General features: G+C 72.5%; 8 protein-coding genes and 1 pseudogene. 2 read left to right on the plus strand and 7 right to left on the minus strand.

The features are described from left to right. Positions 1-1049, minus strand: a pseudogene (locus tag ACTHNQ_RS13130) (DNA-directed RNA polymerase subunit beta); the annotation flags it as partial. A 305-nt stretch (positions 1050-1354) separates the two neighbouring features. Then, entirely contained in the window at positions 1355-1711 is a 357-nt protein-coding gene (locus ACTHNQ_RS13135) for a hypothetical protein (protein ID WP_440334008.1), read from the minus strand. A gap of 207 nt (positions 1712-1918) precedes the next feature. On the opposite strand from ACTHNQ_RS13135, the gene ACTHNQ_RS13140 reads away from it, so the two are divergent. Beyond that, positions 1919-4525: an ATP-binding protein gene (locus tag ACTHNQ_RS13140; protein ID WP_440334010.1), complete on the plus strand. Its 2607-nt coding sequence runs from the start codon at positions 1919-1921 to the stop codon at positions 4523-4525. Positions 4526-4634: 109 nt separating this feature from the next. Here ACTHNQ_RS13140 and ACTHNQ_RS13145 read toward each other — a convergent pair whose 3' ends face one another. The 3 genes from ACTHNQ_RS13145 to ACTHNQ_RS13155 form a co-directional block, all read right to left on the minus strand. Then, a complete protein-coding gene (locus tag ACTHNQ_RS13145) occupies positions 4635-5039 on the minus strand; it encodes a hypothetical protein (protein WP_440334012.1) in 405 nt (134 codons plus the stop codon). A 1-nt stretch (position 5040) separates the two neighbouring features. Beyond that, entirely contained in the window at positions 5041-5412 is a 372-nt protein-coding gene (locus ACTHNQ_RS13150; RefSeq protein WP_440334014.1) for a hypothetical protein, read from the minus strand. Positions 5413-5505: 93 nt separating this feature from the next. Further along, complete coding sequence (locus tag ACTHNQ_RS13155) at positions 5506-8199, minus strand: Ig-like domain-containing protein (protein ID WP_440334016.1); 2694 nt, start codon at positions 8197-8199, stop codon at positions 5506-5508. Between the two features lie 217 nt (positions 8200-8416). On the opposite strand from ACTHNQ_RS13155, the gene ACTHNQ_RS13160 reads away from it, so the two are divergent. Then, complete coding sequence (locus ACTHNQ_RS13160) at positions 8417-11071, plus strand: LuxR C-terminal-related transcriptional regulator (protein WP_440334018.1); 2655 nt, start codon at positions 8417-8419, stop codon at positions 11069-11071. A gap of 21 nt (positions 11072-11092) precedes the next feature. On the opposite strand, the gene ACTHNQ_RS13165 is transcribed toward ACTHNQ_RS13160, so the two are convergent. Together ACTHNQ_RS13165 and ACTHNQ_RS13170 are read right to left on the minus strand one after the other, a co-directional pair. After that, positions 11093-11455 carry a group I truncated hemoglobin gene (locus tag ACTHNQ_RS13165; protein ID WP_440334019.1) on the minus strand — a complete coding sequence of 121 codons (363 nt, stop codon included), beginning with the start codon at positions 11453-11455 and terminating at the stop codon, positions 11093-11095. An 83-nt stretch (positions 11456-11538) separates the two neighbouring features. Further along, positions 11539-12962: 5-oxoprolinase/urea amidolyase family protein (locus ACTHNQ_RS13170; protein WP_440334021.1), on the minus strand; the 1424-nt coding region annotated here is incomplete at its 5' end.

Raw genomic sequence — 12962 nt, forward strand, 5'->3', positions numbered from 1 at the left:
GGCTTGCCGCCGCGCACGCCGTCGAAGACGACGTCGCCGCGGTGCAGGCGCACCAGGTACTTGATCGTGGCGACGATGTCGTCGACCGTCAGCACCGAGTCGGTGAGCGGCTTGTCGAGACCGAGCTTGTGGTTGATCTTGTACCGGCCGACCTTGGCGAGGTCGTAGCGCTTCGGGTTGAAGTAGAAGTTGTCGAGGAGCGCGCGGGCGGCCTCGGCGGCGACCTGCTCGCCCGGACGAAGCTTGCGGTAGATGTCGCGGAGCGCGTCCTCCTTGGTGAGGATCGTGTCCTTCGACAGCGTCTCTTCGATCGACTCGAAGCCGGCGAACTCGTTCAGGATGTCTTCCGACGTGAGGCCGAGCGCCTTGAGGAAGACCGTGACGGACTGCTTGCGCTTGCGGTCGATGCGCACGCCGACCTGGTCGCGCTTGTCGATCTCGAACTCGAGCCAGGCACCGCGCGACGGGATGACGCGCGCCGACACGATGTCCTTGTCGGAGGTCTTGTCGGGGGTCTTGTCGAAGTACACGCCGGGCGAACGGACGAGCTGCGAAACGACGACGCGCTCGGTGCCGTTGATGATGAACGTGCCCTTGTCGGTCTGGAGCGGGAAGTCGCCCATGAAGACCGTCTGGGTCTTGATCTCACCGGTCTGGTGGTTCATGAACTCGGCCTCGACGTACAGCGGGGCCGCGTACGTCTTGCCGCGCTCCTTGCACTCCTCGATGGAGTACTTCTCGGGCTCGAGGTACGGGTTCGTGAACGAGAGCTGCATGGTCTCGCTCAGGTCCTCGATGGGCGAGATCTCCTCGAAGATCTCCTCGAGACCCGAGACCTCGGGCACATCGGTGCGCCCGGCGGCCTTCGCCTCGGCGACGCGGGCCTTCCAGGCCTCGTTGCCGACGAGCCAGTCGAACGACTCGGTCTGCAGCGCGAGAAGGTCGGGGACCGTCAGCGTGTCGGAGATCTTGGCGAACGAGAGGCGGGAAGCTCCGCGTCCGTTCTTAGGGGTGGTGGTGGGGTTGGATGCGTTGCTCGCAGCAGCCAAGGGGATTACCTCCGTGGGCCCGTAGGGCTCGTTTCCTTGTCGTCAGGTGGAGTGCTCTTCGTCCCCGAAACCCGCGCACCACGCCTCGCGACGGGCGAGGGGGCGCAGGCGCAGCCGACCACCATATGAGGGCAGGGGGAATCCAAGAGCGCAAAGACCCACTATACGTCGGCCGACGCGCCGTGTCCAGTCGAATTCTTGACGAGTTTCGGGTGCTGCGGTATAAGCCCGATTCTCGCAGCCCGTTCCCAGCAAAGGGCCGTCGCGCGACGTGCGCGACGGCCCTTGACGGCGGATCAGGCGGATCAGCCCTCGGGCGGAGCCTCGGCGTTGCCGCGGCACGCCATCCCCGGCGACGGCACCATGTCCTTCAGTCCCGCCTTCACGAACATCCCGTAGCTCTGGATGCCGTGGTAGCCGTTCTTCTGGTTGCCGCGCATCGCCAAGCCGTCGTCGTTGAACATCGGGTTGTAGTCGGGTGCGTCAGGCGGGTTCTCGATCGCGTCGAGCGTGTCCTGCCCCGAGAACACGCACTCCGATGCGGCGTGGCCGGGCGCCGGGGTGTCGTCCCCGTTCCCGTTCACCTCTCCCGCATTCGCCACCCCGGCGCCCGCGAGCACCAGCCCGACTGCGAGCGCACAGCCCGCGACCAATCGCTTCATGTTCCCCTGCTTCCCAAGAACGGGGGACGCCCCTCGCATCCCCTCCCCGGCGCACAAGGTACGCCCGTGCGGCGCCGGCCGGAAGACCCCCCGCGTGCACGAGAAGGCCAGGCGGCGGCATCCATTCGATATATCGCCGTACCGGAACTATGGCGGGACGCGCGCCGCAGGGCCATGATGTGGGACATGGCTGGGGGACGATCCCCCGTGATCCGCACGCCCGACCAGCGGATCCGGGTGTTCGTGAGCTCGACGCTGCGCGAGCTCGCGGAGGAGCGGGAGGCGGTGAAGGCCGCCGTCGAGCGATTGCGGCTCGCGCCGGTGATGTTCGAGCTGGGGGCCCGGCCGCATCCGCCGCGGGAGCTGTACCGCTCGTATCTCGCGCAGAGCGACGTATTCGTCGGCATCTACGGCGAGAGCTACGGGTGGGTGGCGCCCGGCGAAGACGTGTCGGGGCTCGAGGACGAGTACAACCTGGCTCCTCGCGAGATGCCCAAGCTCATCTACGTCAAGGACGCCGACGCGCGCGACGAGCGCCTCGGTGCGCTCATCGCCCGCATCCAGAACGACGACACCGCCGCCTACCTGCACTTCCGCTCGGCGGCCGAGCTCGAGGATCAGGTGGCCGCGGACCTCGCGATGCTCCTCGCGGAGCGGTTCGACGAGTCGCGGGCGGATGCCGGTCCCGACGAGCAGACCGGATCGCTCGCGGGCCGGGTGCCCGTGCCGTATACGACGACCATCGGCCGCGACGCCGACATCGAGTCGGTCCGGACGCTGCTGGCGCGCGGCACCGACCGGGTCGTGAGCCTCATCGGCCCCGGGGGCATCGGCAAGAGCCGCCTGGCGATCGAGACGGCCCGCGCGTGCGACGACCTGTTCCCGGACGGCGTGTACTTCGTGCTGCTGGAGGGGGTGCTCGAGCCCGGGCTGCTGCTGCCGACGATCGCGTACCACCTCGGCATCCGCGACAACGGCGAGGCCGCCCTGGAGGAGCGCATCGCCCATGCCCTGGCCGACCGCAAGGTGCTGCTGGTGCTCGACAACTTCGAGCAGATCGTGGATGCCGCCCCCGTCCTCGTTCGGCTGTACACGGTGGCGCCTGCGGCGACGTTCCTCGTGACGAGCCGGATCGTGCTGCGGATCCGCGGCGAGCGCGTGTACGAGGTGCCGCCGCTGCCGACACCCCGGGGCGATCTGCCGGCGAGCCTCGATCCGGCGACGCGCACGGCGGCGGTGGCGCTGTTCGTCGACCGCGCGAAGGCGATCGACCCGGGCTTCGACGTGACGCCCGGCAACGCCGCCGACCTGGCGTCGATCTGCCGGACGCTCGAAGGGCTGCCGCTGGCGATCGAGCTCGCGGCGGCGAAGGTGCGCATCCTGAGTCCCGCGGGCATCGCCGAGCGGCTCGGGCAGAGCCTGCCGCTGCTGACGGCGGCCGTGCGCGACCTGCCCGAGCGGCACCGGACGATGCGGGCGACGATCGACTGGAGCGTGAGCCTGCTGCCCGAGGTGCAGCGCGACCTTCTCGAAGACCTCGGCGTGTTCGCGACGCGGTTCACGCTGGAGGCCGTCGAGGCGCTCGGTCACGGCCGCTCGTGGGACGGTCAGGCGATCGACGGGCTCGCGGCGCTGGTGGACGGCTCGCTCGTGAAGCAGTTCGAGGTCGGCGGGCGACGCGTGTTCTCGCTGCTCGCGATCGTGCGCGAGTATGCGCTCGGCCGCCTCAAGGAGCGCGGCGAGGCGGCACAGATGCGGCGGGCCCACGCGGACTACTACTGCGCCCTGGTGCGCCGCGTCGCCCCGCAGCTCGACGGTGCCGGTCAGGTGGACGCCGTCGCGCGGCTGGGTCTCGAACTGCCGAACCTGCGCGCCGCGGTCCGTCACCTGGTGCACACCGACCGGCTCGACGACGCCGGAGACTTCGCGTGGAGCCTGCTCATCTACTGGTGGATCTCGGGCTTCTTCGCCGAAGTGCGGGTGTGGATGCTGGAACTGCTCGAGAAGCAGCACGACCAGCCGATCACGCCGCACACGCGGGCGATCGCGTGGTTCTTCGCGCTGTGGGGCGAGATGTGGCAGCGACCGAGCGAGCAGGTGGTCGCCGGACTCGGCGAGTGCGTGAGGCTGTTCGCCGAGTCGGGCGATGCGGATGCCGCCGCCATGGCGCTCGCGGCGCGTGCGACCGCCCGCGTGCAGTTCTCCGACCTCGACTCCGACAAGGCCGAGACCGAGCTGCACCACGCGGTGGTGCAACTGCGTGAGCAGGGCAACCCGTGGGCCGAGGCCATCACCGAGGTCTCGCTCGGGCGGCTCGCGTGGGTGCGCGGCAGGATGGATGACGCGCTCGCGCACTTCAATCGAGCGGCCTCGGTCGCCGAGCAGCACGGCGACCTGTTCACGACATCGGTCGCCGGCAACCTGCGCGCGCGGCTGAACTTCCAGCTCGGAAGGCTCGCGTCGGTCGAGGACGAGTTCGTGCGCACGCTGCTGCTCTCGGTGCGGCTGCACTATGACGAGGGCATCGCGTACGGGCTGGAGGGTGTGTGCGCGATCGCTGCGGCGCACGGCGAGGCCTGGCGGGCGGCCGCGCTGGCGGTGGCCGCCGGCGAGATCCGCCGGCGCATCGGCATCTTCGACGTGGAGGCCTTCACCGTCCACACGCCGTACCTCGACATCCTGCGGGGTCGCGATGCCGCGAGTGTCGCCGCGGGCGAGGCCGCCGGCGCCGAGCTCTCGCTCGCCGAGGCGGTGCTCCTGGCGCTCCCCGAGCACGAGCACGACGCGGTGGCGGCGACTCTGCAGACCTGGTAGCCGAGCCGGGCGGGCAAAGGGCCGCCGGCATCCGCTCCTCTCGCCCCGGACGCACGAAGAAGGGGGCGGCGGGCCCAGTCCCCGCCGCCCCCTCGCGGATCGAGCCCCCTCAGGCCCCCCAGTCGATCCGCAGTGTGTCGGGACGGCCCGGCACGATGCTCCCCTGCATCGTGGCGCCCGGCTGAACCCGCCCGACGGTCAGTGGCGGCAGCTGCGCGGTGCGCGTCACCGGCACCGGCACTCCCCCCGGCATGAGCACATGGACGTCGATCTGGACGACGAGGTCCATGCCGATCATCATCGGCAGCTGCCGCACGTCGACGACGGTCACCGCGACCGGGACGCGCAGCGCCTCAGTGGCGGGATCGAGCGGTGCGGGCGTCGCCGCGGCCATGGCCGCGCTCGCCTGCGCCATCGCCTGGCCCGCGGCGGCCAGATGCGCGCCGACGTCCATGCGCTGCTGCGCCTGGTAGCCCTCGCGGGTGAGGGTCGTGAGGTCTTTCAGGAAGCCCACGTCACACCGCCGCGTACAGCTCGTTGAAGCGGCGGCCGACGCCCCGGTCCGCCTGGATGCGGGCCGCCCAGCCGGCCTGCGCCGCCTCCCACGCGTCGGACGCGACACCGAACGAGGCTGCCACGAACGGCAGCTTCGACGCGTCGTAGCCGTAGACCGCGATGCCCTTCGAGATGCGGGCGTAGCGCTCCAGGTCGACGCCGGCGATCGGCTCCAAGGCGCCGGGCTGCGGCTCGGCGACCGCCGTCTGCTGCGCGAACGCCGCCTGCTGGTACGCGGCGGCCTGCGCCTGCAGCTGGTTCGCCTGGTCGATGAGGGCGGGGGCGGCGCTCACGAGCTTTCCCATGTCGCCGAGGGGCTTGAAGATTCCCATGTCTTTCTCCTTCATGTGTGTGTTGTTCGTGGTGTTCGTGCGGAGGGTGGATGCCGCGGGCCGGACGGGAACGGCCGGCCAGCGGCATCCCGTTCAGTGCCCGGCGCGACGGCGCAGGCGGGCGACGGCCGACGTGAGGGCGCCGGCGAGGGCCAGGAGGGCCGCCGCCAGGAGCGTCCCGGTCACATCGGATCCGGTCGCGGCGAGCGCGTCCGCCGGCGTGGCCGAGACCGTCGCGGGGACGGCATCCGCCTCGGTCTCGTCGACCGGGACGACCGGGTCGTCCTCGCCCGGCAGCGCCGGGACGGACGGGCCGGTGGGCGCTGGGTCGATGGGGCCGGACGGGTCGGTGGGGTCTGTGGGGTCGGTGGGGTCGGTGGGGTCGGTCGGGTCGGTCGGGTCTGTGGGGTCGGTGGGGTCGGTGGGATCCACCGGGTCGGTGGGGTCGGTGGGATCCACCGGGTCGGTGGGATCCACCGGGTCGACCGGGTCGACCGGCTGCGACGGGGTGCCGGGGACGACGCCGTCGGGCAGCACGTACAGCGTGACTTCGCTCCAGCGTCCCTGCGGGCCGGTGCCGATGCCGTACCAGAACGTGTCCGTGCCGGTGAAGCCCGCGTCGGGCGTGTAGGTGAAGCCGCCGTCGGGGGTCCAGTCCAGGATCCCGTGCTCGGGCATCGTTGTGACGTCGTAGATCGAGGGGGTCACGCCGGCCGGGAACACGTCGTTGGCCAGCAGCTCCGGCGCGTCACGATGCAGCGCGGTCTCGTACTCCACGAAGTAGGACTCCGAGTTCGCGACGAGCGGTCCGGTCCCCGTGGGGTTCACGCCGATGATCAGATCAGCCCACACCGCCACGCTGCCGTCCGACACCTGCATGTTGATGTAGTCGTAGCCGACGAACCCGGGCTCGGGGGTGTATGTGTACGAACCGTCCTGAGCCATCACGATCATGCCGTGGTTCGCGGGCGTGTACTCGAAGACCTCCAGCGCGTCTCCGTCGAGGTCGATGTCGTTGGCGAGCACTCCTGCGGCTGCCGGCAGGGACAGGGGGTGGTCCTGCTCGACCTCCATGTGGTCGTCGACCGCGATCGGGGGTGCGTTGACGCCGTCGCCGGCGACGACCTCGAACGTGAGGGGAGCGCAGAGGCTCGGGTAGAAGTGGGTGTCCTGCACCCGGTACATGCCGGTGTCGACGCCGGTGAAGCCGGCCGGCGGCGTGTACTCGATGTGCTGACCCGACCAGTCGACGTCCCCGAGCGGAGCCTGGCACCACCCGCTGAACACGACGACGTCGCCGTCGGCGTCGGTGTCGTTGGCGAGCGGTCCGACCGAGACGAGCAGCGGCTGGCCGGCCTGCGCGACGTAGTTGTCGGCGACCGCGACGGGCGGGTGGTTGACGCTCCCGTCGCCCACCTGCAGCTCCACCCTCACCGGCAGCCCGGAGATCGCATGCTCGTCGTTCGGGTAGTACGTGAACCAGTCGACGCCCGTGAAGCCCGCGTTCGGGGTGTAGACGAAGCTGCCGTCGCTGGAGAGCACCACCGTGCCCCACTGCGGAAGGGTCGTCGTCGAGATCGCCTCGAGGGTGTCGCCGTCGGGGTCGGTGTCGTTGGCGAGCACGCCCTGTGCGGCATCCACGACACGTGGCGTGCCGGCGACGACACCGTAGTAGTCGGGCTGCGCCACCGGTGCGCCGGGGATCACGGCCGGACCCGAGGGCTCGAACCCGTCGGCGGTCGCGAACAGGTCGACATACCCGGTGCCGCACGCCACGACGGTGCAGACCTCGTACGCGAACTGGTGCTTCATGGTCGAGCCGCCGAGCGGGGTGAAGAGGAAGCTGCCGTCTGTGCCGACCCATGTGACCGACCCGTTGGGCAGCCACGAGGTCTTGATCGAGACCACCGCGCCGTCGAGCGCGTCGTTGGCGAGCACACCCGGCGCCGGGATGAACAGCGGCGTGTCCTTCGCGTAGAGATAGGTGTCGGTCACCGGGAGCGGCGGCAATGCGACCTCGCTGCCGGTGGGCAGGACCTGGATGGTGACGGTCGTCCAGTCGCCGTCGGCGCCGGCGCTGTCGTGCAGCAGGTACTGGAACTTCACCTGACCGACGAAGCCGGGCTCGGGCGTGAAGCGGAACGCAGGATCGTCGAGCCAGACGAACTCGCCCGTGCTCGGCGGAATCGTGTCGCTCACCTGGATGGAGTCACCGTCGGCGTCGTAGTCGTTCGACAGGATGCCGGGCTTGCTGGTCACGAGCGACGTGTCCTGCACCATCTCGTAGTAGTCGTCCAGGCCGGTGGGCGGCGTGTTCGTGAACTCCTGCACGACCGGCGGGGCGAACGAGGACGGGGCGGATGCCGCACCCTTCGCCGCGGGATCGGCGGCGTCGACGGGCTCGGCGGCGTCGGCGGCATCCGAGTCCCCGGCATCTGCGACGGGAGCTTCGACGGATGCCGGGGCATCGGCCGCGGATTCCGCTGACTTCGCCGACGCTCCTGAGGCGTCGGCCGGCGTGGCCGAGGCGTCGACGGGCTCGGATGCCGTCTCTTCGAGCGTGACCGCGCCGTCGGGTTCGCCGCCCGGGGCGGCAGCATCCGCGTCCTCGGCCACAGCCACGACGGCCGGGTCGGCCGGTGCGGAGTCTTCGGCGCGGGCGGGCAGCGCCGACACGAAGGTCACGGCGGCGACGAGCAGGGCGACGGCGGCGAGCGCCGCTGCCCGCACCGAGCCGGTGCGGACGAGCCGGCCGGCGTCGCCGGCGGGTTTCTGAGGAGAGAGCATGAGAGTCCTTGGGTCGATCGGTTCCGGATTCTGGGCTGCGCCGAACGGCACGCAGAACACGATGGCGGCGGGGCCCGGCGGGCCGGATGGGGGGCGCGTGCTCAAGTCGCGCGGTGCCTCTTACTCAGGGACGACCCGCCTGTTACTCAGAGCTACTCGGATGCCGCGGCGGGCCAATAGAATCTCGCTCAGCCCTGGGGAGGGCTGAGGAGGCGGGATGACGGGGACCGTGCCGGAACGCGCTCTCACGCCGTGGCCGCTGACCGGACGGGATGCCGTCGTGCACCGGGGAGCCACGGCTCTGGAAGGGCACGTGCACACGCTCGTGGTCTCGGGCGTGTCCGGCGTCGGCAAGAGCCGGGCCGTGGCCGCCGTGGGCGACGCGCTCGCCGCGCGCGGCTGGAGCGTCATGCGCACCTCGGGCACGTCGATCATGTCGGCGGTTCCGCTCGGGGCGCTGCTGACGATCTTCCCCACCGGGCGCGCCGAGCTGAGCGAGAGCTCGCTCGACCCTGCGACGCTGCTGGGCCGGGCGGTCGCCGCGCTCGATGAGCGGGCGCCGCTGCCGCGCCTGCTCGTGATCGACGACGTGAGCCTTCTCGACCCGCTGTCGGCGACGCTCATCGCCCAGCTCGTCGCCATCGACGCGCTGCGGGTGGCGGCGACGATCCGCTCGGGCGACGCGCTCCCTGAGCCGTTCATGGCCACGTGGAGTGCCGACCGGGCGCTGCGGGTCGAGCTCACGCCGCTCGACGTCGAGACGATCCGCGAGCTGCTCGCCGACGTGCTCGGCGGGTCCGTCGCACACCGCACCGCCAGCGAGCTCGAGCGCGAGAGCGGCGGCAACCCGCTGTACCTGCGCGAGCTCGTGGTGGGGGCGCTGGAGTCCGGGCGGCTGGCGCCCCGGTCCGGCGTGTGGCAGCTCACCGGCGACCTGGTCGGCTCCCCCGCCCTGCGCGACCTCATCCTCGCCCGCGTCGCCCAGCTCGACCCCGACGAGCGCGACGTGGTCGACCGGCTGGCCGTCGCCGGCGACCTGCGTGCGGCGCACCTCGTCGCACCGGGTGCCCGCGCCGCCCTCGGCCGCCTCGAGACGGCGGGGCTGGTGTACATCGGCGACCGGCTGGACGTGAGCCTGTCGCATCCGCAGTACGCCGCCGTCGTCGCATCCGCCCTCCCGCGTCTGCGCGCCGCGGACCTGCTGCTGGAGCAGGCCGACCTGCTGGACGGTGACAACGCCCGCAACCCGGGTGCCGCCACCGCGGCCGACGCGCTGCGCGTCGTCACGTGGCGGCTGGCCGCGGGCGCCGCAGCCGACCCCGAGATCCTCGCGAGCAGCGCGCGGCTCGCACGACAGGCCGGCGACCATCGCACCGTCGATCGGCTCGCCGAGGCGGCGATCTCGGCAGGCGGCGCGCGACCCGATCTGCTGCTGCTGCGCGGCGAGGCGCTGCTGCGCATGGGCCGCGTGAGCGAGGCGATCGAGCAGCTGCGGGCGGCGGACGCCCTCGGGGCCGACGGCGAGCTCGCCACGGCGATCACCGCCACGCGCGCGCTGGCGCACGCGAGCGTGCACGAGGGACTCGCCGAGGCGCTGTCGGTGCTGCAGGCGGGCGAGGGCAGGACTGCCGGCGCGGGCGCCCCCGATCCGTCGCTCGAACTCATCCGTGCGCTGATCGAGCAGTTCTCGAACCACGCTGCCGAGGCCGACCGGATCATCGTCGAGCTCGCCGACAGCTTCGGCGACTCTCCGCCCGAGCGCGCGATCATCGCCGCCGCGCGGGCGCAGCCGCTCTCGGCACTGGGCCGCTACGACGAGGCGCTCGCGGCCGCAGAGACGGCGCTCGCCTTCGCGCGCGCCACCGACGGCCGCGCCATCCCGGGCCACACGGTCGCGAACGCGCTGCTGACCCTCGCCACCGTGCAGCTGCACGGCGGATTCGTGGATGCCGCCCGCGCGACAGCCACCGAGTCCCTGGTCGAGGCGATCAAGGCCGACGACGAGATCGTCTCGCGGTCGATCGAGTTCCTGCTGGGGCGCATCGGCAGCGACTCCGGCCAGCTCGAGACGTCGATGCGCTGGTACCGCGACACCATGAGCGGTGCGATGACCGCGGGCCCGATCAGCCTGTACATCCCCGGCCTCGGCGGGCTCTGCCTGACCCTCATCGCCCACGGCGACGTCGACGAGGCACGGCGCGAGCTCGCCACGATCCCCGCCGGCGTCGACGACGGCGCCGCCGGTCTCATCTGCCGTGCGTGGTTCGCGGCGCTCGCGGGCGACCTCGCATCCGCGCGCACCCTGCTGCTCGACGAGGCCGAGCGCATGGCGGGGACGGGGCACGTCTTCCTCGCGGGCACATACCTGCTGCACCTGGCACGGCTGGGCGGCGCCGCGGCGGCCGCCGGTCCGATCGCCCGGCTCACGGCGGACGTTCCCGAGAGTCCGCTGCTGGCACGGCAGGCTGCGCACGTCGCCGCCGAGGCGGCCGCCGACGCGGAAGCGCTCACCGCCTCCGGCGAGGCGTGGGCGGCGAACGGCGCCCACCTGCTCGCGGCGGAGGCCTTCGCGTCGGCCTCGCGCGCAGCGCGCGCCGCCGGGTCGCAGCGCGAGGCGGTCGCCCTGCAGGCGCGCTGCGACGAAGAGGCCGCGCAGTGCGAGGGGCCCGCGACACCGATGCTCCGCTTCACGGACGAGCTCACGCCGCTCACGCGCCGCGAGCGCGAGGTCGCCGCCCTCGCGGCCGACGGCACGAGCTCGAAGGACATCGCGGCGAAGCTGTTCCTGTCCACGCGCACCGTCGACAACCACCTGCAGTCGGTCTACGGCAAGCTCGGGATCTCGGGCCGCCACGAGCTCGCGCGCCTGTAGGCGGGCCGCCCGTCGGCCCGGTCAGGCGCGGACGGAGGTCACGATGACATCGCGGCTGCCGTCGACCCGCTCGCGCACGCTGTCGATCACCTCGGCCGGGATGCCGAGGTCGTGCAGGCTCATCGCCAGGTGCTCGACGACGGCGTCGAAGGCGACGTCGGTGATCCCGAGGTGGGCGTGTGCGGCATCCAGTCCCCTCCCCGAGAACAGCTCGGGGCCGCCGAGCGCCGCGGTGAGGAAGGCCCGCTGGTGCGCCTTCAGCCGGGACATGTCGACGTCCTGGAACCACCGCGCCAGTTCCGGATCCGCGACGACGCGGTCGTAGAACACGGTCACGACAGCCTTCATCGCCGGCGCTCCGCCGATCTCGTCGTACACGCTCACGGTGCTCCTCTCGACGTTCACGACACTAATCGGCGGCCGTCGACCCGACGTAGGCAATGACTACTCAGATCCGGATGCCGTGATCACGCGTGCCGGAACCGGATGCGCGTTCCCGGCCGGGCCTGCGCGATCAGGTCGAGCGAGGCGTCGGCGACCACCGCGATCACGGGGTAGCCGCCCGTCACGGGCCCGTCGGCCAGCAGGATCGTCGGACGCCCGCTCGGCGGAAGCTGCAGTGCGCCCGGCACCATGCCCTCGCTCGGCAGCTCGTCGGTGCGGGTGCGGACCAGCTCCGGCCCGTCGAGGCGCACGCCCACGCGGTCGGCATCGCCGGTGACGGTCCACACGGCGTCGAAGAGGGCCGTGCCGGACGCGAACCAGTCGGCGCGCGGCCCGGGGGCGAGGGCCAGCTCGAGCTCGTCGTCGTGCGGCGCCCCCCAGGCGCTGAGCGGCGCGACCGGAATCGGCGCGACCGCCGCCTCGCCCACCGGCACCCGGTCGTCCGCACGCAGCGGCGGGGGGCCGAGGCGCGCCAGCACGTCGGTGGCGCGCGATCCCAGCACGGTCGGCGCATCGACGCCGCCGCGCACCGCGACGTACGCGCGTGCGCCGTGCGCGAACCAGTCCAGGTGCAGCTCGGCGCCCGCCGGCCATGCGTGCGCCTCGTACGGGTCGACCTCGCGGCCGTCGAGGCGGATGGGACCCCACGCGCCGGTCACCGCGACCCACAGGTCGGTCTCGGCGACGGCGCGCCAGCCGCCCATGGTCACCTCGATCGCGGCCGCGTCCTCGGGGTTGCCGATGAGCCGGTTAGCGGTGCGCAGCGCCGAACGGTCGAGCGCGCCCGACACGGCGACCCCCACGGCGGCCGCGCCCGCCCGCCCGAGGTCCTGCACGGTCGACAGCAGCCCCGGTTCGACGACGCGCAGGCCCGGACGGTCCGGGCGAGCGGGGGCATCCCCTCGCCGCTCGTCGTGTTGCCCTGATCTCGCGGAGGCCGGGCGATCCGGCGCGGAGCGTCCGGCGTCGGCAGGTTCTCCTGAACCCGGCGGCGCGGAGCCGGCGGGCCGGCCCGCCGGCACGGGGTGGAACCGGACCCGCGTGCCGGGCGCGAGGAGGGCGGGCGTCCGCCCGCTCTCGCGCTGCGCCGCGGGCGCGTCGCGCGGAGCCCCAGGGTGGGTGGGTCCGGCCGCATCCGGGTCGAACAGCGGTGCCCCGGTCGTGCCGATCAGGCGCCAGCCGCCGGGGGTGTCGCGCGGGTAGGCGCCCGAGAACGCCCCGGCGAGGCCGACCGAGCCGGCGGGGACGCGCGTGCGCGGCGACTCCAGACGCGGCACGTCGAAGGGCCAGTCGTCGCTCACGAGGTACCCGAAGCCCGGCGCGAACCCCGTGAACGCGACGCGCCACTCCGCCTCGGGCTGCCGGCGGGCGCGCGCGGCCGCCGGCCTGCCGCGCCGCCGGGCGGGGTGCGCCCCGGCGGGGCCGGCGGGCGGGGTGTCGAGCTCGC

The sequence above is a fragment of the Microbacterium sp. genome (genome assembly GCF_051953575.1).
GTDB lineage: Bacteria > Actinomycetota > Actinomycetes > Actinomycetales > Microbacteriaceae > Microbacterium.

Bases quoted from the DNA above. Each gene is read 5' to 3' on its own strand.
- ACTHNQ_RS13135 (WP_440334008.1), bottom strand. From the start codon at position 1,711: ATGAAGCGATTGGTCGCGGGCTGTGCGCTCGCAGTCGGGCTGGTGCTC.
- ACTHNQ_RS13150 (WP_440334014.1), bottom strand. From the start codon at position 5,412: ATGGGAATCTTCAAGCCCCTCGGCGACATGGGAAAGCTCGTGAGCGCC.
- ACTHNQ_RS13155 (WP_440334016.1), bottom strand. From the start codon at position 8,199: ATGCTCTCTCCTCAGAAACCCGCCGGCGACGCCGGCCGGCTCGTCCGC.
- ACTHNQ_RS13160 (WP_440334018.1), top strand. From the start codon at position 8,417: ATGACGGGGACCGTGCCGGAACGCGCTCTCACGCCGTGGCCGCTGACC.